General features: G+C 46.1%; 16 protein-coding genes and 1 pseudogene. 13 read left to right on the forward strand and 4 right to left on the reverse strand.

Annotated features, from left to right (window positions below):
- Position 1 precedes the first annotated feature (1 nt).
- Both MKY10_RS03575 and MKY10_RS03580 read left to right on the forward strand, forming a co-directional pair.
- The gene (locus MKY10_RS03575; protein WP_033883873.1) at positions 2-997 is read left to right on the forward strand and encodes a DUF3048 domain-containing protein; all 996 of its coding nucleotides are present in this window, start codon (positions 2-4) and stop codon (positions 995-997) included.
- A gap of 2 nt (positions 998-999) precedes the next feature.
- A complete protein-coding gene (locus MKY10_RS03580) occupies positions 1,000-1,314 on the forward strand; it encodes a YerC/YecD family TrpR-related protein (protein WP_003219429.1) in 315 nt (104 codons plus the stop codon).
- Between the two features lie 37 nt (positions 1,315-1,351).
- Here MKY10_RS03580 and MKY10_RS03585 read toward each other — a convergent pair whose 3' ends face one another.
- Entirely contained in the window at positions 1,352-2,929 is a 1,578-nt protein-coding gene (locus MKY10_RS03585; RefSeq protein WP_015252644.1) for an FMN-binding glutamate synthase family protein, read from the reverse strand.
- A 262-nt stretch (positions 2,930-3,191) separates the two neighbouring features.
- Between MKY10_RS03585 and MKY10_RS03590 the strand changes: the two genes are divergently transcribed.
- From MKY10_RS03590 to MKY10_RS03610, 5 genes are all read left to right on the forward strand, one after another.
- Positions 3,192-3,878 carry a heptaprenylglyceryl phosphate synthase gene (locus MKY10_RS03590; RefSeq protein WP_015252643.1) on the forward strand — a complete coding sequence of 229 codons (687 nt, stop codon included), beginning with the start codon at positions 3,192-3,194 and terminating at the stop codon, positions 3,876-3,878.
- A 61-nt stretch (positions 3,879-3,939) separates the two neighbouring features.
- Positions 3,940-6,159: a DNA helicase PcrA gene (gene pcrA, locus MKY10_RS03595; RefSeq protein WP_015252642.1), complete on the forward strand. Its 2,220-nt coding sequence runs from the start codon at positions 3,940-3,942 to the stop codon at positions 6,157-6,159.
- A gap of 23 nt (positions 6,160-6,182) precedes the next feature.
- The gene (ligA, locus tag MKY10_RS03600; RefSeq protein ID WP_015252641.1) at positions 6,183-8,189 is read left to right on the forward strand and encodes an NAD-dependent DNA ligase LigA; all 2,007 of its coding nucleotides are present in this window, start codon (positions 6,183-6,185) and stop codon (positions 8,187-8,189) included.
- Positions 8,190-8,204: 15 nt separating this feature from the next.
- Positions 8,205-9,395: a CamS family sex pheromone protein gene (locus MKY10_RS03605; protein WP_003242795.1), complete on the forward strand. Its 1,191-nt coding sequence runs from the start codon at positions 8,205-8,207 to the stop codon at positions 9,393-9,395.
- Positions 9,396-9,556: 161 nt separating this feature from the next.
- On the forward strand, positions 9,557-10,567 hold the full coding sequence (locus MKY10_RS03610) for a phosphotransferase enzyme family protein (RefSeq protein WP_003233909.1): 1,011 nt from the start codon (positions 9,557-9,559) through the stop codon (positions 10,565-10,567).
- A gap of 37 nt (positions 10,568-10,604) precedes the next feature.
- Here MKY10_RS03610 and MKY10_RS03615 read toward each other — a convergent pair whose 3' ends face one another.
- Positions 10,605-11,303 (reverse strand): MgtC/SapB family protein, encoded by a 699-nt coding sequence (locus MKY10_RS03615; protein ID WP_010886431.1) that lies wholly within the window; start codon positions 11,301-11,303, stop codon positions 10,605-10,607.
- A gap of 105 nt (positions 11,304-11,408) precedes the next feature.
- Positions 11,409-12,887: a proline transporter OpuE gene (gene opuE, locus MKY10_RS03620; protein ID WP_003242814.1), complete on the reverse strand. Its 1,479-nt coding sequence runs from the start codon at positions 12,885-12,887 to the stop codon at positions 11,409-11,411.
- Between the two features lie 413 nt (positions 12,888-13,300).
- On the opposite strand from opuE, the gene gatC reads away from it, so the two are divergent.
- Genes gatC through gatB form a run of 3 tightly spaced genes read left to right on the forward strand, consistent with a single transcriptional unit; the run spans position 13,301 to position 16,508 of the window.
- Positions 13,301-13,591 (forward strand): Asp-tRNA(Asn)/Glu-tRNA(Gln) amidotransferase subunit GatC, encoded by a 291-nt coding sequence (gatC, locus tag MKY10_RS03625; RefSeq protein WP_003219442.1) that lies wholly within the window; start codon positions 13,301-13,303, stop codon positions 13,589-13,591.
- A gap of 15 nt (positions 13,592-13,606) precedes the next feature.
- Positions 13,607-15,064: an Asp-tRNA(Asn)/Glu-tRNA(Gln) amidotransferase subunit GatA gene (gatA, locus tag MKY10_RS03630; RefSeq protein ID WP_003233901.1), complete on the forward strand. Its 1,458-nt coding sequence runs from the start codon at positions 13,607-13,609 to the stop codon at positions 15,062-15,064.
- Positions 15,065-15,077: 13 nt separating this feature from the next.
- The gene (gatB, locus tag MKY10_RS03635; protein WP_003219444.1) at positions 15,078-16,508 is read left to right on the forward strand and encodes an Asp-tRNA(Asn)/Glu-tRNA(Gln) amidotransferase subunit GatB; all 1,431 of its coding nucleotides are present in this window, start codon (positions 15,078-15,080) and stop codon (positions 16,506-16,508) included.
- 14 nt (positions 16,509-16,522) lie between these two features.
- Here the strand turns inward: gatB and MKY10_RS03640 are convergent.
- Positions 16,523-17,393, reverse strand: a pseudogene (locus tag MKY10_RS03640) (TetR/AcrR family transcriptional regulator).
- A gap of 131 nt (positions 17,394-17,524) precedes the next feature.
- On the opposite strand from MKY10_RS03640, the gene srfP reads away from it, so the two are divergent.
- From srfP to rlmD, 3 genes are all read left to right on the forward strand, one after another.
- Complete coding sequence (gene srfP / locus MKY10_RS03645; protein WP_014479080.1) at positions 17,525-20,683, forward strand: surfactin resistance protein SrfP; 3,159 nt, start codon at positions 17,525-17,527, stop codon at positions 20,681-20,683.
- A 150-nt stretch (positions 20,684-20,833) separates the two neighbouring features.
- On the forward strand, positions 20,834-21,745 hold the full coding sequence (locus MKY10_RS03650) for a diacylglycerol kinase (protein ID WP_003233894.1): 912 nt from the start codon (positions 20,834-20,836) through the stop codon (positions 21,743-21,745).
- 256 nt (positions 21,746-22,001) lie between these two features.
- Positions 22,002-23,381 carry a 23S rRNA (uracil(1939)-C(5))-methyltransferase RlmD gene (gene rlmD, locus MKY10_RS03655; protein WP_015252637.1) on the forward strand — a complete coding sequence of 460 codons (1,380 nt, stop codon included), beginning with the start codon at positions 22,002-22,004 and terminating at the stop codon, positions 23,379-23,381.
- The last annotated feature ends 321 nt before the right edge of the window (positions 23,382-23,702 follow it).

Here is a 23,702-nt window from a genome sequence, read left to right on the forward strand (position 1 = left end):
TATGAAAAAATGGATGACAGTTTGCGCGCTGTGTTTCGTGTTTTTTCTGCTGGTATCCTGCCAGCAGAAGGATGCTGTCCCGGATACTGCAAAGAAGCTGAAAGCTCCTTTAACGGGGCTAAAGACTGAACAGAAAGTGACTGAACGCCGCCCTGTTGCTGTTGTGGTGAACAATCACCCGAAGGCGAGGCCGCAGTCGGGTCTGTCTAAAGCCGACATTGTCATAGAAGCGCTAGCCGAAGGGCAAATCACAAGATTTCTGGCCATTTTCCAAAGCCAGATGCCTGAAACTGTCGGACCTGTGCGGAGCGCGCGGGAATATTTCGTCACTCTCAGCAATGGCTTTGACAGCATATTTGTCCATCACGGCTGGAGTCCCGGCGCCAAAGAGCAGCTGGAATCCGGAGCTGCCGATTATATGAACGGATTGGATTTTGACGGAAGCTTATTTTGGAGAGCTGATTTCAGCAAACCGCCCCACAATTCCTATACGTCTTATGATTACATAAAAAAGGCGGCAGAACAAAAGGGTTATAAGCTGAAGCAGGAAACAAATCCGCTGCTGTTTCAAACATCAGATGCAAAACCTGCAAATGAATCTTACAATGTTCGGGTAGATTATGGAACAAAAAACGTTACAAATCTTGTCGAATACAACTATGATAAAAAAGCTGAATCTTATACAAGAAGCTCTGATGGTGTCATAACGACAGACCGGGAAACCGGAAAGCCGGTTGCAATGCAAAATATTTTCATTGTTGAAGCCAGCCATCATATTATTGATCAAGATGGAAGGCGGGACATCGACTTGGAATCAGGAGGAAAAGGTCTGTTGTTTCAGCACGGAAACGTCATTGAAACAGACTGGAAACAAGTGAATGGCAGAATTGTGCCGATAAAAGACGGCAAGTGGCTTCCGTTTGTGCCAGGAAAGACTTGGATCAATATCGTACCTGATCTTGATGCGGCTTCCATTAGTAAAGGAGAAGGTGTGTAACGATGCAAATCGATAAATTACGCGGCAAAGAGCTGGACCAGTTATTTAACTCGATCTTATCGCTGAAAGACCTGGAGGAATGTTACCGATTCTTCGATGATCTATGCACAATTAACGAAATTCAATCGCTGGCTCAGCGCCTTGAAGTGGCGCGCATGCTTCGCGAAGGAAACACGTATCATAAGATTGAAACAGAAACAGGCGCTTCCACGGCTACGATTTCCCGTGTGAAACGCTGCTTAAATTACGGGAATGACGCTTATGAAATGGCGCTTGACCGTGTGAAGGAGACGGAAACTGAGTCTTCTTCAAAATAACATAGAACCGCCCTGCCGTTCGGCAAGGGCGGTTTCTTTATGAAACAAATTGATGGATCAGGTTGTCGATATCGATGATACTGCCATCCTCTTTCCGATAGACAACATGCTCCTTGGAAAAGTGAATCGGCGAATTAATCCCTGCTGCGGCTGCGAGGTTAAACAGCCCCTCGCGCAGGGAAATGACGTAGTTGCAGACACGATGCTGTTTTTCCTCAACGCTCAATGCTTTTTGCAATTTCGGATCTGTCGTCGCCACACCTGCCGGACAGGTGTTGGTGTGGCAGACGAGAGCGCGGATGCAGCCAACGGAAAACATCATGCCGCGTGCGATGTTGACAAAGTCAGCGCCGAGGGCTAAGGCGACCGCGATTTTATCAGGAGTCAGGAGCTTTCCGGAAGCAAAGATTTTCAGCTGGCTGCGCAAGCCGTATTGTTTAAGAAGCGTGTCAACAATAGGCAGCGCTGTCATAATCGGAAGGCCGACTGTATCCGCGAGCTCGTAAAAGGAAGCTCCGGTACCGCCTTCACTTCCGTCGATCGTGATAAAATCCGGATGCTTTCCGCTTTTCTGCATATGAGAGAAAAGCTCATGCAATTCTTCAGGATGCCCTGCGACCAGTTTGATGCCGACTGGCTTTTGTCCGACATCTCTAAGTTTTTCAATAAAGTCGAGCATTTCAGGAGGGTTTGAGAATTCATAAAAGCGGTTCGGGCTGTCAATCGACTTTCCAGGTTCGACATTCCGAATGTCTGCCACTTCCTCTGATACTTTGGCGCCGTCCACATGGCCGCCCCGGGTTTTCGCTCCTTGTGCCAGCTTTAGCTCAAACGCTTTAATCTGGTCAATCCTGCTTTTTCTTTTAAATTCCTCCCACGAAAATTCCCCGTTTCTTTTGCGCACGCCGAATAGGCCCGGTCCGATTTGGCAAATGATATCGGCGCCGCCCTTTAAGTGATATTCAGACAATCCCCCTTCACCTGTATTCATCCAGGTGCCGCCTGCCTGATGGAGCCCTTTTGAGAGCGCCGTAACAGCCCGTTCTCCAAGAGAACCGTAGCTCATGGCAGACTGACCGACTAAGCCCTTCACATAAAATGGCTTCTCGCATGTATGCTCGCCAATCACCTGTACATCATCAGGATGGAGAAAATACGGGTCTGCCTTGATATGTTCGGCATGCTCCTTGCGTTTGAACAGATTGTCAGCATCCATTTTATAGATTTGGGTTTCAATTTTTGGCGTTTGATTTACGTGCATTTCTTCCCTTTGTTTTGGAAACATAGCGTTACGGATATAATAGCCAGGTTTATCAAAATCTCTTACAGATCCAAAGCCCATCATTCTGCTTTTGTATTTGCCGGAGATGACGGTTTGCTCATATTCCTTTCGTGAAAAAGGCTGCTCCTCATTGTCATTGCTGTATAAATACTGTCTGAGCTCCGGCCCGATTTTTTCAAGGATATACCGAAACCTTCCGATGACGGGATAGTTGCGAAGAATTGAGTGCTCCTGCTGTTTTTCATCCTTTATGTAGATCCAGGCAAACAAGACGATCGGGATAGCGATGATCCCTATGATAAATGCGATGAGTGCTATTATGATGGTTTCCATCTCTCAGCCTCCCTTTTTATGTAACCATTTCCACAGTTGAACACTTTCCAAACAATAGCAGAAGGAATCTGGTGAAAAATGTGTGCTTCTGCCGATACAGGACTCAGAGAGCAGGTACTGCCATATGCTCTTTTTTTATGAAAATAGAATCAAAACACCTTTTTCAGTGAATAACGAGATTAACGGCTTTTTCCGTTTTTCCGCGCTATGTGAATTTGTTATAATGTTTAAATGGTAACAAACGAATGGAGGAACGTATGACGTGTACGATGTAACGGAGTGGAAGCATGTCTTTAAACTCGATCCAAATAAAGATTTGCCTGACGAACAGCTGGAGATTCTTTGCGAATCAGGAACGGATGCGGTCATTATCGGAGGCAGTGATGGTGTAACAGAGGATAATGTCCTGCGGATGATGTCTAAGGTAAGACGGTTTTTGGTGCCGTGTGTCCTTGAGGTATCAGCGATTGAAGCGATCGTTCCCGGCTTTGACTTATATTTTATTCCGAGTGTATTAAACAGCAAAAACGCGGATTGGATTGTCGGAATGCACCAGAAAGCCATGAAGGAATACGGAGAACTGATGTCTATGGAAGAAATCGTGGCGGAGGGCTACTGCATCGCAAATCCAGATTGCAAAGCCGCGGCACTGACTGAAGCGGACGCCGATCTGAATATGGATGATATTGTCGCCTATGCGCGTGTGTCGGAGCTGCTGCAACTGCCGATTTTTTATTTAGAATACAGCGGCATGATTGGAGACATAGAAGCTGTCAAGAAAACGAAGGCTGTATTGGAAACGTCAACCTTGTTTTATGGCGGCGGCATCAAGGATGCGGAAACGGCAAAACAGTATGCAGAGCATGCGGACGTGATCGTTGTAGGCAATGCGGTGTATGAAGATTTTGACAGGGCTTTGAAAACAGTAGCGGCTGTGAAAGGCGAGTAGTAAATTGTACGGATTTGGTTTATGATAGAACATATGTTTTGTATAGGCGGGTGAACAAATTTTGAATTATATTAGCAATCAATTACTAAGCGGTTTAAACCCCGTTCAGCAGGAAGCAGTCAAAACAACGGACGGGCCTCTTTTGCTGATGGCGGGAGCGGGAAGCGGAAAGACGCGTGTCCTGACCCATAGAATTGCTTATTTAATGGCAGAAAAGCATGTGGCGCCGTGGAACATTCTGGCGATCACATTTACAAATAAAGCGGCACGCGAAATGAAAGAACGTGTGGAAAGCATCCTTGGACCCGGCGCGGACGATATCTGGATTTCCACATTCCACAGCATGTGCGTGCGGATCTTGCGCAGAGATATCGACCGGATTGGGATCAACCGAAATTTCTCCATCCTTGATACGGCTGACCAGCTTTCAGTGATCAAGGGGATTTTGAAGGAGCGCAATCTTGATCCGAAGAAGTTTGACCCGAGAAGCATCCTCGGTACGATCAGCAGTGCGAAAAACGAATTGACCGAACCGGAGGAATTCTCTAAAGTTGCTGGCGGCTACTACGATCAGGTGGTCAGCGATGTATATGCTGATTATCAGAAGAAGCTATTGAAAAACCAGTCGCTCGATTTCGACGATTTGATTATGACGACGATTAAACTGTTTGACCGAGTGCCGGAAGTGCTTGAATTTTATCAGCGCAAATTCCAGTACATTCACGTTGATGAGTATCAGGATACGAACAGGGCGCAATACATGCTCGTTAAGCAGCTTGCCGAGCGTTTCCAGAACCTTTGCGTTGTCGGGGATTCTGATCAGTCAATCTACAGATGGCGCGGCGCGGATATCACCAACATTCTTTCATTTGAAAAAGATTATCCGAATGCAAGCGTGATTTTGCTAGAACAAAACTATCGTTCAACGAAACGGATTTTGCGCGCGGCTAACGAGGTCATTAAAAACAACTCTAAACGCAAACCGAAAAATTTGTGGACGGAAAACGATGAAGGCATCAAGATTTCCTATTATCGCGGTGATAATGAGTTCGGTGAAGGACAGTTTGTGGCCGGCAAAATTCATCAGCTTCACAGCACAGGCAAGCGGAAGCTGTCGGATATCGCCATTTTATACCGGACAAACGCGCAGTCCCGTGTGATTGAGGAAACGCTTCTCAAAGCGGGTTTGAACTATAACATTGTCGGCGGCACAAAGTTCTATGACAGAAAAGAAATTAAAGACATTCTTGCGTACCTGCGCCTCGTATCCAATCCGGATGACGATATCAGTTTCACGCGCATTGTCAATGTGCCGAAGCGCGGAGTCGGCGCGACATCACTTGAAAAAATCGCTTCGTATGCGGCAATAAACGGCTTGTCCTTTTTCCAAGCGATTCAGCAGGTTGATTTTATCGGCGTCAGTGCCAAAGCGGCAAACGCGCTTGACAGCTTTAGACAGATGATTGAAAACCTGACCAATATGCAGGATTACTTATCCATTACAGAGCTGACAGAAGAAATTCTTGATAAGACGGAATACAGAGAAATGCTGAAGGCTGAGAAATCGATCGAAGCCCAAAGCCGTTTAGAAAATATCGACGAGTTCCTGTCTGTAACGAAAAACTTTGAACAGAAAAGTGAAGACAAGACACTCGTTGCGTTCCTGACAGACTTGGCGTTAATCGCAGATATTGATCAGCTCGATCAGAAGGAGGAAGAGTCAGGCGGCAAGGATGCGATCACCCTGATGACACTGCACGCCGCGAAAGGACTGGAGTTCCCGGTTGTTTTCTTGATGGGGCTTGAAGAAGGCGTCTTCCCGCATAGCCGTTCACTCATGGAGGAAGCGGAAATGGAAGAAGAACGCCGCCTTGCGTACGTTGGGATTACAAGGGCTGAACAGGAGCTTTATCTGACCAATGCTAAAATGCGCACCTTGTTTGGCCGGACAAATATGAACCCGGAATCTCGCTTCATTGCTGAAATACCGGATGATTTATTGGAAAACCTAAATGAGAAAAAAGAAACGAGAGCGACGTCTGCGAGAAAAATGCAGCCGAGACGCGGCCCTGTTTCACGCCCCGTATCCTACGCCAGCAAAACAGGCGGCGACACCTTAAACTGGGCAGTCGGAGATAAGGCGGGCCATAAAAAATGGGGAACAGGAACTGTCGTCAGCGTGAAAGGCGAAGGAGAAGGGACGGAGCTCGATATTGCCTTCCCGAGCCCTGTCGGCGTGAAACGCCTGTTAGCAGCATTTGCTCCTATTGAAAAGCAGTAATCGAAGAGGAAAGGAAGAAGCAGATGGACAAAGAAACAGCGAAGCAGCGGGCAGAAGAACTGCGCCGCACCATCAACAAGTATAGCTATGAATATTACACCCTAGATGAACCGAGCGTCCCTGATGCGGAATATGACAGATTGATGCAGGAGCTGATTGCGATCGAGGAGGAGCACCCAGACCTCAGAACGCCTGATTCTCCTACGCAGCGCGTCGGCGGAGCCGTGCTTGAAGCGTTTCAAAAAGTCACCCACGGCACACCGATGCTCAGTCTGGGCAACGCCTTTAATGCTGATGATCTTCGTGATTTCGACCGCCGTGTGCGCCAAGCCGTCGGCGACGATGTGGCGTATAATGTGGAGCTGAAAATAGACGGTCTTGCTGTTTCTCTCCGTTATGAAGACGGCTATTTTGTCAGAGGAGCCACAAGAGGTGACGGAACGACGGGAGAGGATATTACGGAGAATCTGAAGACGATTCGCAATATCCCGCTCAAAATGAACCGTGAGCTGTCAATCGAAGTGCGCGGCGAGGCGTATATGCCGAAGCGTTCGTTTGAAGCTCTCAATGAGGAACGAATTAAAAATGAGGAAGAACCGTTCGCCAATCCGCGAAATGCCGCGGCGGGATCTCTCAGGCAGCTTGATCCGAAAATTGCAGCGAAACGAAACCTCGATATCTTCGTCTACAGTATAGCGGAGCTTGACGAGATGGGTGTGGAGACGCAAAGCCAAGGGCTTGATTTTCTCGACGAACTCGGATTTAAAACGAATCAGGAACGAAAAAAATGCGGCAGCATAGAAGAAGTCATAGTACTGATCGATGAGTTTCAGGCGAAGCGCGCTGACCTGCCGTACGAAATAGACGGCATTGTCATTAAAGTCGATTCCCTCGATCAGCAGGAGGAGCTAGGTTTTACGGCGAAAAGCCCGCGCTGGGCCATCGCGTATAAGTTTCCTGCTGAAGAGGTCGTGACGAAGCTTCTTGATATCGAATTAAATGTCGGCAGAACGGGTGTGATTACGCCGACCGCGATTCTTGAGCCGGTAAAAGTTGCCGGCACAACGGTCTCAAGAGCATCCCTTCATAACGAAGATTTAATTAAAGAGAAGGACATTCGGATTTTGGATAAGGTTGTCGTCAAAAAAGCGGGCGATATCATCCCGGAAGTTGTGAATGTCCTCGTTGAACAGCGCACAGGAGAAGAAAAGGAATTCAGCATGCCGACGGAATGTCCTGAATGCGGCAGTGAGCTCGTCCGGATCGAAGGAGAAGTGGCGCTTCGCTGCATTAACCCTGAATGTCCGGCGCAAATCCGGGAAGGGCTGATCCATTTTGTTTCCCGGAATGCCATGAACATTGACGGGCTCGGCGAACGAGTGATCACACAGCTGTTTGAGGAAAACCTTGTCCGCAATGTGGCAGATTTATATAAGCTGACGAAGGAACGAGTCATCCAGCTCGAGCGCATGGGCGAAAAGTCCACTGAAAACCTGATTAGCTCCATCCAAAAATCAAAAGAAAATTCGTTAGAGCGTTTGTTGTTTGGGCTTGGCATCCGCTTTATCGGATCAAAGGCTGCAAAGACGCTTGCCATGCATTTTGAAAGCTTGGAGAACCTGAAAAAAGCCTCTAAAGAGGAACTTCTCGCGGTAGATGAAATCGGTGAAAAAATGGCTGATGCTGTGATCACCTATTTTCATAAAGAAGAAATGCTTGAACTCTTGAATGAACTTCAGGAGCTGGGCGTAAACACGCTCTACAAAGGCCCGAAAAAAGTAAAAGCAGAGGACAGCGATTCTTACTTTGCCGGTAAAACAATTGTTCTGACAGGAAAGCTGGAAGAGCTGTCAAGAAACGAAGCCAAAGCGCAAATTGAAGCGCTGGGCGGAAAGCTGACTGGAAGCGTCAGCAAAAACACAGACTTAGTCATCGCCGGAGAAGCGGCGGGAAGCAAGCTGACAAAAGCACAAGAGCTGAACATTGAAGTGTGGAATGAAGAACAGTTAATGGGAGAGCTAAAGAAATAAGAGGAGTGTTTTCTATTGAAAAAGACGTTGGCATTGGCGGCAACGGCGGCAGTATTAATGCTGTCTGCCTGCTCGTCAGGTTTCGGGGGGGAGAAGGAGGAAGAGATTACGCAAAAGACGGCGAAATCGTCAGAAAAAGCGATTGTCCCGAAATATAATATCTCTGACTCCTATTACAAAATGGTGCTGCCGTTTAAGGCAGGCAAAGCGCGCGGCTTAACAACGGAACAGCTGAATACTAGGCTGGACATTGACGAGTTTGAAACAGGGCTGATGCGTCTTGCCCAAGATTCTTTCTCGACTGACGATTATCTGTTCCAAGAAGGACAATATTTAGATGAGGATACAGTATTAAGCTGGCTGGCACGGAAAAAAACGGGCTCTGATTTGAAAAAAGCCGAAAAAGAAGATAAAAACTTCAAAAATGAAGGCTTGAACCCGGCGCTCCCGAGCTCTGGTTCAACAGAAGAAAAGAACGAAAGCAGCCCGATTTATTTAGCATCCATGCTTGAGCACGATTATTTAGTCAGAAAAGACAAGAATTCTATCCAGCTTGGCGGCGTCATGATCGGACTGGCGTTAAACTCCGTGTATTACTATCGTGAAAAAACTGGCGACCCGCAAAAAGAAGTGGAGATTAAAGACAGCACGCTTCGCCAGCAGGGAGAAAAAATCGCACAGGAGGTTATTAACCGCCTCCGCAAAAAAGATAACTTGAAGAATGTGCCGATTACCGTCGCGCTCTACAAGCAGGCGTCAAAAACATCGATTGTGCCGGGGAACTTCATCGCCAAAACAGAGGTCAAAGCAGGCTCTACTGATATCTCAAATTGGGATGACATCAATGAAAAATATGTATTCTATCCGGCGGATACAACCACAGCAGAAAAGTACCCGGATGACACCGAGGTCTTTAAGCGGTTCAAAAACTCAATTGAAGAATATTTCCCGAACTATACAGGCGTTGTCGGTACAGCGCTGTATGAAAATGATGAAATGAAGAAAATGAAGATTGACATACCAATGCAATTCTACGGAAAAAGTGAAGTTGTCGCGTTTACCCAGTTCTTAACGGGTGAAGTGATGGACTACTACTCTAAGAGCTCAGTTGATGTCGAAGTCAATATCACGTCCTCAGACGGACAGGAAGCGGTCATTATCCGCAATGCCGGAGATAAAGAGCCGACTGTTCACATTTATGACTGATAGAAAACCCTTGTGCCATATTGGCACAAGGGTTTTTATGTTACAATTAACAGGAAAAGGGAAATTGTTTCCGCTTCTGCCGAAACACAAATCAAGGGGAGGTATGTTGATGCTGGAAATCGTGTGAAAACAATCATTATCAAATCTATAGCAATGAAAGGATGTTAGACGTGCATAAAGATATCAAAAAAATATTTCATGAAGAGCAGGTTTTGGCAGAAGCTGCAGCGAGATACGGTTTCTCAAAAGATCAGGTGCGTTTTCTGGCTGATGCGGAAAACTATGTATATGAATGTATGAAAGACAATCAACCTTATATTTTAAAGATTACCCATACGATTCGGAGATCTTCTGATTATATAATGGGAGAGATGGAATGGCTCCGTCACCTTGCAATAGGGGGAATTTCAGTAGCCAAACCGCTCCCGTCGCTGAACGGAAAAGACGTAGAAGCAGTGCCGGACGGAAACGGCGGGTCATTTTTATTGAGAGTGTATGAGAAAGCTCCGGGGCAAAAAGTGGATGAATCGGACTGGAATGAAACGCTATTTTATGAGCTTGGCAGATACACAGGCAGCATGCACAGCCTGACAAAAAGCTACAAATTGAGCAATCCCGCTTTCAAAAGACAGGAATGGGATGAAGAGGAGCAATTAAAGCTGAGAAAATATGTGCCTGAAGATCAGATAAAGGTGTTTCAGCAAGCCGATTCTTTGATGAATGAACTGCGGAGGCTCCCGAAAAGCCAGGACAGCTACGGCTTGGTGCATGCGGATCTGCACCATGGCAATTTTAACTGGGATCATGGCAAAATCACGGCATTTGATTTTGATGATATCGGCTACAACTGGTTTGTTAACGATATTAGCATTCTTCTCTACAATGTCCTGTGGTATCCTGTTGTGCCATATGATGATAAAGCTGCGTTTACAGAAGAATTTATGACGCATTTTATGAAAGGGTACTGGGAGGAAAATGAGCTTGACCCTGCATGGCTGATGATAATACCTGATTTCCTCCGCCTTCGCCATATGCTGATTTACGGATTGCTGCATCAGATGTTTGACCTTAACACAATAGGAGAAGAAGAAAAAGAAATGCTGGCCGGTTTCAGAAGAGATATAGAGAATGGCACGCCGATTACAGCATTTGATTTTTCAGCACTGGTGTAGATAGAAAAAGCCAATGGGATTCCAGTCCCATTGGCTTTTATAATGTATCACACTTCACGCCGACTACGCCTTCAATGGCTTTAATGTCATAGTAGACATCGGTCGTGTATCTGTTTTTATGGACGCGGACCTTCACTTCCATAATTGGAAAATCCTTTTCGCCCAGGTCGTCGATCCGAACGGAGTGTGCTTTGATATCTCTTCTTTTCATTTCTTTTAAAATCTCTGTCATTTTGTCTTTATCAGAAAGCGACATTCTGATGCGGATGTCTTTTTCCTGCAGGCGGTCGGGGCCTATTTTTCTGACCACCCATGGGAGAAATTCCACGCTGATCAGGATGAACAGAAGACTGGCAAACGCTTCTTTATAAAAACCGGCTCCCGTAGCAAGCCCGAGCCCCGCTGCCCCCCAGATCATGGCCGATGTCGTCAGGCCGGAAATGACATCATTGCTTTTTCGCAGGATGACACCGGCTCCGATAAACCCGACGCCGGAGATGATTTGTGCCGGCAGACGAAGCGGATCCATCATGATGCGGTAGTATTTAGGGAAATGATATGCCGCATTAATACTGACGATCGTCAGCATGCATGAGCTGACTGCGATGACAATACAGGTTTTTAATCCGAGCGGCTTATTTTTTAATTCGCGTTCAAGCCCGATGACCATGCCAATCAATGTGGCAATGCCCAATTTCAATAAAATATCAGGATCAATATACCAGCTCAACAGCAACTTCCCCCTTCTCTATGGTGTTTTTAAATAAATATGATTTTCTCACAGTATTTATAGCAAAACAAGAGCACAAAAGCCACCAAGCTGCGCTTGATGGCTTATTGCTTACTTTTTGCGTTTTAACAGCTTTTCCATGACACCGAATAATCGGTAAGAGGCTTTTGCAGGACGTTTTGTGATCATGCTGACAATGATGCCGGCAATCATACTGAGAATAAACCCAGGGATGATTTCGTACACACCGGTTGATTTTGCCAGGCCGGTTGTAATCCAGATCAACACGGTCGCAGCCCCGACAATCATGGCAGCAAGCGCGCCCCATTCGTTCATTCGCTTCCAATATAGACTGAGCAGAATCGCAGGTCCGAAAGCTGAACCGAAGCCGGCCCAAGCGTATCCGACCAAATCAAGAATGGTGCTGTTCGGGTTCAATGACAAGAGTACCGCGATAACGGCAATGACTAAGACGGACAATCGCCCGATCATGACCAATTCTTTATCAGAAGCTTTTCGTCTGAAAAATGACCGGTATAAATCCTCTGTTACAGCACTTGCTGTGACCAAGAGCTGCGAGGAGATGGAACTCATGATTGCAGCCAAAATAGCTGACAATAAGAACCCTGTAATTAATGGGTGGAACAAGATTTTAGAGAAGATAATGAAAATCATCTCCGGATCTTTTACAGCAACTCCGAATTTATGGGCGTATGCAACACCGATTAAACCCGTCAGCACGGAACCTAGAACTGTAATGATCATCCAGCTCATGCCGATTCGGCGTGCAGGTTTTAAATCTTTAATGTCTTTAATGGCCATAAATCGGACGATGATATGAGGCTGGCCGTAGTAGCCCAACCCCCAGGCTAAATAGGAAATAATGCTAATGACGCTCGCGCCTTTAAAAATATCCAATAAATGTGGATTAACAGCGTCGATTTCATGGAAAGTCGGAGCAACGCCGCCCACATGGGTAAAAGCAACGATCGGCACAAGCACTAGTGCTGCAAACATGATCGCACCCTGCACGAAGTCAGTCAGACTGACAGCAAGGAAACCGCCAAACAGTGTGTATAACACGACAACTGCAGTGGTCAGAAACAAGCCTAATTTGTAATCCGCACCAAAAGCAGATTCAAACAGCCGTCCGCCAGATACCATACCGGAAGAGGTATACAATGTGAAAAAGATCATGATGATCAATGCAGATACGATTTTCAGCAGTGATGAAGAATGCTGGAATCGTTTATCAAAGAAATCAGGAATTGTAATCGCATCATCTGCCGCTTCTGTATAAGCACGCAGCCTTGGAGCCAGCAACAAGTAATTTGAGTACGCCCCGATTGTAAGACCTAAAGCAAGCCATAAGGTGGACAGCCCTGTCGCAAACATCGCGCCGGGAACACCCATCAGCATCCATCCGCTCATATCGGCCGCACCGGCAGACAAAGCAGTAACGAATGGTCCGAGGCCTCTTCCTCCAAGCATGTAATCATTGATGTCAGTGGTTTTCTTGAATGCATACCAGCCGATTAACAGCATGGCAATAAAGTAAATTCCTAAAGATATAATAATTTCAATACTCACGTTTTACCCTCTCTTCATTTCTAATAATGTTGCATCACCTCTCAAATTGATGGTGCCAGTTAAGCAGCCTGGCGTAAGTGCAAAACAAAAGAAATTCTTTTGCGGGTGCACTTGGTAACTTAACCTAACAAAGTATTCCCGGCCATTCAAGCGATGAAACATTGATCATGAGCGAGAAATACCGTTGCAAACCTAGAAGGGAATAAAGAATAAAACGCTTTCAAAAAATAATTAAAGTAAAAATATTCAGAAAAATATTTCGTTTCTCCTTCGCCTCATTTTAGTATAAAATATATAGGGTATTGTTTCGAAAACACAGGCCTGTCTTAAGGCGTTTTGTTGCTTTAAAGGGCTTGTTTTTGATATGATCAGTATTATATGACTTAACGGAGAAATATGTGGAGGTGGATCATATGTCACGAATTTCAATAGAAGAAGTAAAGCACGTTGCGCACCTTGCAAGACTTGCAATTACTGAAGAAGAAGCAAAAATGTTCACTGAACAGCTCGACAGTATCATTTCATTTGCCGAGGAGCTTAATGAGGTTAACACAGACAATGTGGAGCCTACAACTCACGTGCTGAAAATGAAAAATGTCATGAGAGAAGATGAAGCGGGTAAAGGTCTTCCGGTTGAGGATGTCATGAAAAATGCGCCTGACCATAAAGACGGCTATATTCGTGTGCCATCAATTCTGGACTAAAGGAGGGACACAAGAATGTCATTATTTGATCATAAAATCACAGAATTAAAACAGCTCATACATAAAAAAGAAATTAAGATTTCTGATCTGGTTGATGAATCTTATAAACGCATCCAAGCGGTTGATGATAAGGTACAAGCCTTTTTGGCATTAGATGAAGAAAGAGCGCGCGCATACGCGAAGGAGCTTGATGAGGCGGTTGACGGGCGTTCTGAGCACGGTCTTCTTTTCGGTATGCCGATCGGCGTAAAAGATAATATCGTAACAAAAGGGCTGCGCACAACATGCTCCAGCAAAATTCTCGAAAACTTTGATCCGATCTATGACGCTACTGTCGTTCAGCGCCTTCAAGACGCTGAAGCGGTCACAATCGGAAAACTGAACATGGACGAATTCGCCATGGGATCATCTACCGAAAACTCAGCTTACAAGCTGACGAAAAACCCTTGGAACTTAGAAACAGTTCCCGGCGGTTCAAGCGGCGGATCTGCGGCTGCGGTTGCTGCGGGAGAAGTTCCGTTTTCTCTTGGATCTGACACAGGCGGCTCCATCCGTCAGCCGGCATCTTTCTGCGGCGTTGTCGGATTAAAACCTACATACGGACGTGTATCTCGTTACGGCCTGGTCGCATTTGCGTCTTCATTAGACCAAATCGGACCGATTACACGTACGGTTGAGGATAACGCGTTTTTACTTCAAGCGATTTCCGGCGTAGACAAAATGGACTCCACGAGTGCAAATGTGGACGTGCCTGATTTTCTTTCTTCATTAACTGGCGACATCAAAGGGCTGAAAATCGCCGTTCCGAAAGAATACCTTGGTGAAGGTGTCGGCAAAGAAGCGAGAGAATCTGTCCTGGCAGCGCTAAAAGTCCTTGAAGGCCTCGGCGCTACATGGGAAGAAGTGTCTCTTCCGCACAGTAAATACGCGCTTGCGACATATTACCTGCTGTCATCTTCTGAAGCGTCAGCGAACCTTGCACGCTTTGACGGCATCCGCTACGGCTACCGCACAGACAATGCGGATAACCTGATCGATCTTTACAAGCAAACGCGTGCTGAAGGTTTCGGAAATGAAGTCAAACGCCGCATCATGCTCGGAACGTTTGCTTTAAGCTCAGGCTACTACGATGCGTACTACAAAAAAGCGCAAAAAGTGCGTACGTTGATTAAGAAGGATTTCGAGGACGTATTTGAAAAATATGATGTTATTGTTGGACCGACTACACCGACACCTGCGTTTAAAATCGGTGAAAACACGAAGGATCCGCTCACAATGTACGCAAACGATATCTTAACGATTCCGGTCAACCTTGCCGGCGTACCGGGAATCAGCGTGCCATGCGGATTAGCAGACGGACTTCCGCTCGGCCTGCAAATCATCGGAAAACACTTTGATGAAAGCACTGTATACCGCGTTGCTCATGCATTTGAACAAGCGACAGACCATCATAAAGCAAAACCTGAACTGTAAGGGGTGAAAAGAATTGAACTTTGAAACGGTAATCGGACTTGAAGTCCACGTTGAGTTAAAAACAAAATCAAAAATTTTCTCAAGCTCTCCAACGCCATTCGGCGCGGAGGCGAATACGCAGACAAGCGTTATTGACCTCGGATATCCGGGCGTCCTGCCTGTTCTGAACAAAGAAGCCGTTGAATTCGCAATGAAAGCCGCTATGGCGCTCAACTGTGAGATCGCAACGGATACGAAGTTTGACCGCAAAAACTATTTCTATCCTGACAACCCGAAAGCGTATCAGATTTCTCAATTTGATAAGCCAATCGGCGAAAACGGCTGGATCGAAATTGAAGTCGGCGGAAAAACAAAACGCATCGGCATCACGCGCCTTCACCTTGAAGAAGATGCCGGAAAACTGACGCATACGGGCGACGGCTATTCTCTTGTTGACTTCAACCGCCAAGGAACGCCGCTTGTTGAGATCGTATCAGAGCCGGATATCCGCACGCCGGAAGAAGCGTACGCGTATCTTGAAAAGCTGAAATCCATCATCCAGTATACAGGCGTTTCTGACTGTAAAATGGAAGAAGGCTCACTTCGCTGTGACGCCAATATCTCTCTTCGTCCGATCGGCCAAGAGGAATTCGGCACAAAAACAGAATTGAAAAACTTGAACTCCTTTGCGTTTGTTCAAAAAGGCCTTGAGCATGAAGAAAAACGCCAGGAGCAGGTTCTTCTTTCCGGCGGCGTCATCCAGCAAGAAACTCGCCGTTATGATGAAGCAACGAAGAAAACCATTCTTATGCGTGTCAAAGAGGGATCTGACGACTACCGTTACTTCCCAGAGCCGGATCTAGTCGAGCTCTACATTGATGATGAATGGAAGGAACGCGTAAAAGCAAGCATTCCTGAGCTTCCGGATGAGCGCCGCAAGCGTTATATCGAAGAGCTTGGCTTGCCTGCATATGACGCGATGGTTCTGACGCTGACAAAAGAAATGGCTGATTTCTTCGAAGAAACCGTTCAAAAAGGCGCTGAAGCCAAACAAGCGTCTAACTGGCTGATGGGTGAAGTGTCAGCTTACCTAAACGCTGAGCAAAAAGAGCTTGCCGATGTTGCCCTGACACCTGAAGGCCTTGCCGGCATGATCAAATTGATTGAAAAAGGAACCATTTCTTCTAAGATCGCGAAGAAAGTGTTTAAAGAATTGATTGAAAAAGGCGGCGACGCTGAGAAGATTGTGAAAGAGAAAGGCCTTGTTCAGATTTCTGACGAAGGCGTGCTTCTGAAGCTTGTCACTGAGGCGCTTGACAACAATCCTCAATCAATCGAAGACTTTAAAAACGGAAAAGACCGCGCGATCGGCTTCCTAGTCGGACAGATTATGAAAGCGTCCAAAGGACAAGCCAACCCGCCGATGGTCAACAAAATTCTGCTTGAAGAAATTAAAAAACGCTAATAAAAAAGCAGCCCTTAGAGGCTGCTTTTTTTATGGTCAAATTGAGATAAAGACAGAGATGAGGGCCCGAAGCCTTTCAACTTCTTTGTCGTTGGTTCCGGTCAAATTGGACAGCATGCCTTTAATAATCGGCTTGCGCGGTTTATCCTGAGTCAATTCTTCCTCGATAACATCAAGTGACACGGTGATATCCTCGGGCAGCGTGCTGTTTTCTTTCACTTTCTGAATGTCCTCAAGCAGCTGGTCTTTTCCCGCAGGCATCGGGTTGAAAATGTCTTTTGATACAATCGGATTGAGTGCAGAACGGCTCAGCCCCTGTACAAGATCATCCAGTCTCTCAATAATAAAGGCTGAGATTTCTTCTGCATCGATATTAAGCTCACCGTTAAATACCATCACGTTCATATAGGAATGCACAATGCCTCTTGCCATGATGGACAGATCTGCGACATACCGCTCGATTCCTTCGCCATAGGATACCAGCAAGGCGTTCCGGTACAGCTTATCCGTCTCCATGGTTACTTTGTAAAAGTATTGCTTGATTTCTTGATTTTCCGGAATGATATTTTCGGTAAGCAAAAGAACGATAAAATCTTTATGATCGCGAAAATCCTCAAATTGAGCGCCAATTTGCTTTTTTAACACTTCCTTAGGGGGCTTTCCGGCGAGATCTTCTTCTATATTTTTCATTTTGTTCATAGACATACCGATATAATATTCACAGGCAGATAACAGCAGCGCTTCTTTCGATTTGAAGTGCAAATAAAAAGCGCCCTTCGAAATGCCGCATTCACTGGCGATTTCTTGGATCGTCGTAGCTGCGAATCCTTTTTTCGCAAATAAACGAATGCTGGTTTTTATGATTCTCTCTTTTTTTTCATTCATGACGTGCTTCCCCTTAATCCTTGAAAAATTTAGTAAAATTTTCTGGTATATGAGTTGACGTTGTTGCGTTATAACGTTTAGTATTATATAGAATGACCAGTCAGTCAATAAAAAATGTAATGGAGGATATGATGAACCACGTTATTAATTTCGTTCTGAAAAACAAATTCGCCGTATGGCTGATGACGATTATTGTAACGGCAGCCGGCTTGTATGCGGGTATGAATATGAAGCAAGAGTCTATTCCTGACGTGAACATGCCTTACTTGACGATCAGCACGACATATCCGGGTGCAACACCAAGCCAAGTGGCTGATGAAGTGACCAAACCGGTTGAACAAGCCGTACAGAACTTGGACGGTGTCAGCGTTGTGACGTCGACGTCCTATGAAAACGCATCGTCGGTCATGATTGAATATGATTATGAGAAAGATATGGACAAAGCGAAAACAGAAGCAGCTGAAGCGTTAGAAAACGTCAACCTGCCTGATGACGCGAAAGATCCGGAGATTTCACGCTACAGCTTGAACTCATTCCCGATTCTGACGCTGAGCGTGTCCAGTGATAAAGATAATCTGCAAGAGCTGACGAAACAAGTGGAGGACAGCCTCGTTTCTAAACTTGAAGGCATAGAAGGCGTTGCGTCCGTCCAAGTATCAGGCCAGCAGGTGGAAGAGGTTGAATTCTCTTTCAAAGAAGACAAACTGAAGGAATACGGCCTTGATGAAGATACAGTCAAGCAAGTGATTCAAGGTTCAGATGTGACAACTCCGCTTGGATTGTACACATTCGGAAATGAAGAAAAATCTGTCGTCGTCAGCGGCGATATTGAAACAATTAAAGATTTGAAGAATATGAGAATCCCGACGGCATCTGCTTCAAGTGCAGGCAGCAGCGCAGCATCTCAAGCGGGTGCGCAGAGTGCTCAAGCAGCCCAAAGCGCACAAGCGGCAGCACAGGCGCAGCAAAGCGCAAGCACAGCAGTGCCGACAGTCAAGCTTTCTGACATTGCTACAATTAAAGATGTGAAAAAAGCTGAATCTGTTTCACGCACAAATGGCAAAGACAGCATCGGCATCAATATCGTCAAAGCAAACGATGCGAATACGGTAGAGGTTGCCGACAATGTCAAAGCTGAGCTGAAGAAGTTCAAAGAAGACCATAAAGGCTTCAATTACAGCGCAACTCTCGACATGGCGGAGCCGATCACACAGTCAGTTGACACGATGTTAAGCAAAGCCATCTTCGGTGCTATTTTTGCGATTGTGATTATTCTCTTATTCTTAAGAGATATCAAATCAACATTAATTTCTGTTGTTTCAATTCCATTATCATTGCTGATCGCACTCCTTGTGCTGCAGCAGCTTGATATCACATTGAATATTATGACGCTCGGCGCAATGACCGTTGCCATCGGACGTGTAGTCGATGACTCCATCGTTGTGATCGAGAACATTTACCGCCGCATGAGACTCAAAGATGAGCCGCTCCGCGGAAAAGCCTTGGTTCGTGAAGCGACGAAGGAAATGTTTAAACCGATCATGTCATCAACGATTGTGACAATCGCGGTATTCCTGCCACTCGCACTTGTAGGCGGACAAATCGGTGAATTGTTTATTCCATTTGCCTTAACGATTGTTTTTGCGCTTGCCGCATCCCTGGTGATTTCAATCACGCTTGTGCCGATGCTCGCACACAGCCTGTTCAAAAAATCATTAACGGGTGCGCCGATTAAAGCGAAAGAACACAAACCTGGCAGACTTGCAAACATCTATAAAAAAGTATTGAACTGGGCGCTGAGCCACAAATGGATCACGTCTATCATCGCTGTTCTGATGCTCCTTGGAAGCTTGTTCCTTGTACCGCTAATCGGTGCCAGCTACCTGCCGTCCGAGGAAGAAAAAACGATGCAGCTCACATACAGCCCAGAACCGGGTGAAACGAAAAAAGAAGCCGAAAATGAAGCTGAAAAAGCGGAAAAAATCCTGCTTGACCGCAAGCATGTCGATACGGTTCAGTATTCATTAGGCTCTGGCAGCCCGCTTGCCGGAGGAGATTCTAACGGTGCGTTATTCTATATCAAATATGAAAGCGACACACCTGACTTTGATAAAGAAAAAGATAACGTTCTGAAGGAAATCCAAAAGCAATCTGACCGCGGAGAATGGAAGTCACAGGACTTCAGCTCTTCAGGCAATAACAACGAATTAACATACTATGTGTATGGCGATTCTGAAAACGATATTAAAGACACGGTCAAAGACATTGAAAAAATCATGAAAGATGAAAAGGATCTGAAAAACGTAAACTCAGGCCTTTCCAGCACATATGATGAGTACACATTTGTCGCTGACCAAGAAAAACTAAGCAAACTCGGTTTAACTGCGTCTCAAATTTCTCAGGCCTTAATGTCACAAACATCACAAGAACCGCTCACAACAGTGAAAAAAGACGGCAAAGAGCTTGATGTGAACATTAAGACAGAAAAAGACGAGTATAAGAGTGTGAAAGATTTAGAGAATAAAAAGATCACTTCCGCGACTGGCCAGGAAGTCAAAATCGGCGATGTGGCAAAAGTGAAGGAAGGATCAACATCAGATACCGTGTCAAAACGTGACGGAAAAGTCTATGCAGATGTCACAGGTGAGGTTACCTCTGACAACGTCACAGCCGTATCAGCTGCTATCCAGAAGAAAATTGATAAGCTAGACCACCCTGATAACGTATCGATTGACACAGGCGGCGTATCAGCGGATATCGCTGATTCCTTCACGAAGCTCGGTTTAGCGATGCTGGCAGCAATAGCGATCGTTTACCTTGTGCTCGTGATTACCTTCGGTGGAGCACTAGCGCCATTTGCGATTCTGTTCTCATTGCCGTTCACAGTCATCGGTGCACTGGTCGGACTTTACGTATCAGGTGAAACGATCAGTCTGAACGCCATGATCGGTATGCTCATGCTGATCGGTATCGTTGTCACGAATGCCATTGTCTTAATTGACCGCGTGATTCATAAGGAAGCGGAAGGCCTGTCTACGAGAGAAGCGCTCCTGGAAGCCGGCTCTACACGACTCCGTCCGATCCTGATGACAGCCATTGCGACAATCGGCGCCTTGATTCCATTAGCCCTCGGCTTCGAAGGCGGAAGCCAGGTCATTTCAAAAGGACTCGGCGTCACGGTTATCGGCGGTTTGATCAGTTCAACACTTCTGACACTCCTGATCGTGCCAATCGTATATGAAGTATTGGCGAAGTTCCGCAAGAAAAAACCGGGAACGGAAGAAGAGTAAAAAACAAAAAGCCTCAGCTCTGCTGAGGCTTTTGTGCGTTTTCACCTGTAAGATTATGTACATTTTGTTGCGATTTTTTTAACTCATAGTATAATTAAAGGTTGTTAGTGTAAAAATGGATCGGATACTCTTAAGTAGGATGATGAGATAATGAAACGTGCACGCATAATATACAATCCGACTTCAGGACGGGAGATCTTTAAAAAGCATCTTGCCCAGGTCCTGCAAAAATTTGAACAAGCCGGCTATGAAACCTCCACCCATGCGACGACATGCGCAGGAGACGCTACACACGCTGCCAAGGAAGCGGCATTGCGTGAGTTTGACCTGATCATTGCGGCAGGCGGAGACGGAACGATCAACGAGGTCGTCAACGGGCTTGCGCCTTTAGACAACCGTCCGACACTTGGTGTCATTCCTGTCGGCACAACGAACGACTTCGCCAGAGCGCTCGGCATTCCGCGAGAGGATATTTTAAAAGCGGCAGATACGGTCATTAACGGCGTTGCCCGCCCGATTGATATCGGACAGGTCAACGGCCAGTATTTTATCAATATCGCCGGCGGAGGCCGTCTGACGGAGCTGACGTACGACGTGCCAAGCAAACTCAAAACAATGCTAGGCCAGCTTGCTTATTATTTAAAAGGAATGGAAATGCTGCCTTCACTTCGTCCGACAGAAGTCGAGATTGAATATGACGGCAAGCTGTTTCAGGGTGAAATCATGCTGTTTTTGGTCACGCTGACAAACTCCGTCGGCGGGTTCGAAAAACTCGCGCCGGATTCCAGCTTGAATGACGGCATGTTTGATTTGATGATACTAAAGAAAGCAAACCTTGCTGAATTTATCAGGGTCGCTACGATGGCGCTTCGCGGCGAACACATCAACGACCAGCACATTATTTATACAAAAGCGAACCGCGTGAAAGTCAATGTATCAGAAAAGATGCAGCTGAACCTGGACGGCGAGTACGGCGGCATGCTGCCGGGCGAATTCGTGAATCTGTATCGGCACATTCACGTCGTCATGCCGAAGGAGAAAGCGGAACAGCTGGATGACTAAAAACTTGGCTTTGTAAGCCAAGCTCAGAATGTTGACAAAATCCTAAAACAGTTTTCGTTTTAGGATTTTGTCATCTTTTCAGCGTGATTGAAAACCTTTGAAGTCTAGGAAGGGCGAGCATCGGAGCACAGCGAATGTTGAATTCGTGAGCACCGAAGCACAGGACTGACAACGAATGCGAAGGTTTGCCTACACGCTGAAACTTGGCTTGAATAGGCCAAGTTTTTCTTTCGCTTAAAACAAGAGGTGAACATACATGAAAATGAAACCCCCAGTAGAAAAAAACGAATACTATGACGTGACATTTGAGGATTTGACCCACGAAGGAGCGGGTGTCGCAAAGGTCCAAGGATTCCCGATCTTTGTGCCGAACGCCCTGCCGGAGGAAAAAGCCCAAATCAAAGTCACACGTGTCAAAAAAGGGTTCGCCTTCGGCCGTCTGATTGAGCTGAAGGAAGAAAGCCCGCATAGAACCGACGCCCCATGCCCGATTTACAAGCAATGCGGAGGCTGTCAGCTTCAGCACATGACCTACGAAGGCCAGCTCTTGTTTAAACAGAAACAAGTCAAAGACGTCTTAGAACGCATCGGCAAGCTGGACCTTTCAAACGTCACCGTGCACCCGACACTCGGCATGGAAGACCCGTGGAACTACAGAAACAAAGCACAGGTGCCGGTAGGAGAACGGGAAGGCGGACTCGTCGCGGGATTCTATCAGCAAAGAAGCCATGACATCATCGACATGAGCGCCTGCCTGATCCAGCAATCCAAAAACGACGAAGCCGTTCAAGCTGTCAAAGACATTTGCGCAAACTACGGTGTCAAAGCCTACAACGAAGAACGCCACAAAGGCTGGCTCCGCCACATCATGGTCAGATACGGCGTTGTTACGGGCGAAATGATGATCGTCTTCATCACAAGAACAAGCGACTTCCCGCACAAAGCGAAGATCATCGAAGACATCACAGCGCAATTCCCGCACGTCAAATCCATCGTGCAAAACATCAACCCAAACAAAACAAACGTCATTTTTGGCAACGAAACAAACGTCATCTGGGGCGAAGAATACATCTACGACCTCATTGGAGACGTCAAATTCGCCATCTCCGCCAGATCGTTCTATCAGGTCAATCCGGAGCAAACCAAAGTGCTCTACGACAAAGCGCTTGAGTACGCTGAGCTTCAAGGGGAAGAAACCGTCATCGACGCCTACTGCGGCATCGGAACGATTTCTTTATTTCTGGCAAAGCAAGCGAAAAAAGTGTACGGCGTAGAAATTGTACCGGAAGCAATTGAGGATGCCAAACGAAACGCCGAGCTCAACGGCATCACAAACGCTGAGTTCGCGGTCGGGGAAGCGGAAACTGTGATTCCAAAATGGTATGAAGAAGGCATTACAGCTGATACGCTAGTCGTCGACCCACCAAGAAAAGGCTGCGACGAAGCCCTCCTGCGGACGATTGTGGAGATGAAACCGAAGCGAGTTGTGTACGTGTCCTGTAATCCTGGCACGCTTGCGAGAGATTTGCGGGTGCTTGAGGATAGCGGGTATCAGACGCTCGAAGTGCAGCCTGTAGATATGTTTCCGCATACGAATCATGTGGAGTGTGTGGTTGTGCTAAAATTAATTAAATAAGAAGCAGGTGGGTTCGAGAATCGATAAAAAATTCTCGGACTTCATCTGCTTTTATTTCAATTGTCTCAAGAAAGCGATGAAGCATTTCTTGAGTTAATTCTTGAAATTCCATAAAAGCATCTAACTGTTGTTTAATATCATTGATATTGGTTGCAAGAGAAGTCTTCAATTGCTCGGTTTTAGAATTGATAATGTCCGTCTGGTCATTGATATCGCTGACACTCCATCATAATCTGCTTTGGATATTTTTTCGTCAATAAACAAATTGAGTGACTTCTTTTTCTTTTGTTTGAGCCGTTCTAATTCCTTCTCAAAGATTCT

The sequence above is a fragment of the Bacillus sp. FSL P4-0290 genome, from assembly GCF_037975435.1.
Taxonomy (GTDB): Bacteria; Bacillota; Bacilli; order Bacillales; family Bacillaceae; genus Bacillus; species Bacillus subtilis.

Bases quoted from the DNA above. Each gene is read 5' to 3' on its own strand.
- MKY10_RS03575 (WP_033883873.1), top strand. From the start codon at position 2: ATGAAAAAATGGATGACAGTTTGCGCGCTGTGTTTCGTGTTTTTTCTG.
- MKY10_RS03580 (WP_003219429.1), top strand. From the start codon at position 1,000: ATGCAAATCGATAAATTACGCGGCAAAGAGCTGGACCAGTTATTTAAC.
- MKY10_RS03585 (WP_015252644.1), bottom strand. From the start codon at position 2,929: ATGGAAACCATCATAATAGCACTCATCGCATTTATCATAGGGATCATC.
- ligA (WP_015252641.1), top strand. From the start codon at position 6,183: ATGGACAAAGAAACAGCGAAGCAGCGGGCAGAAGAACTGCGCCGCACC.
- MKY10_RS03610 (WP_003233909.1), top strand. From the start codon at position 9,557: ATGTTAGACGTGCATAAAGATATCAAAAAAATATTTCATGAAGAGCAG.
- gatC (WP_003219442.1), top strand. From the start codon at position 13,301: ATGTCACGAATTTCAATAGAAGAAGTAAAGCACGTTGCGCACCTTGCA.
- gatA (WP_003233901.1), top strand. From the start codon at position 13,607: ATGTCATTATTTGATCATAAAATCACAGAATTAAAACAGCTCATACAT.
- srfP (WP_014479080.1), top strand. From the start codon at position 17,525: ATGAACCACGTTATTAATTTCGTTCTGAAAAACAAATTCGCCGTATGG.
- MKY10_RS03650 (WP_003233894.1), top strand. From the start codon at position 20,834: ATGAAACGTGCACGCATAATATACAATCCGACTTCAGGACGGGAGATC.
- rlmD (WP_015252637.1), top strand. From the start codon at position 22,002: ATGAAAATGAAACCCCCAGTAGAAAAAAACGAATACTATGACGTGACA.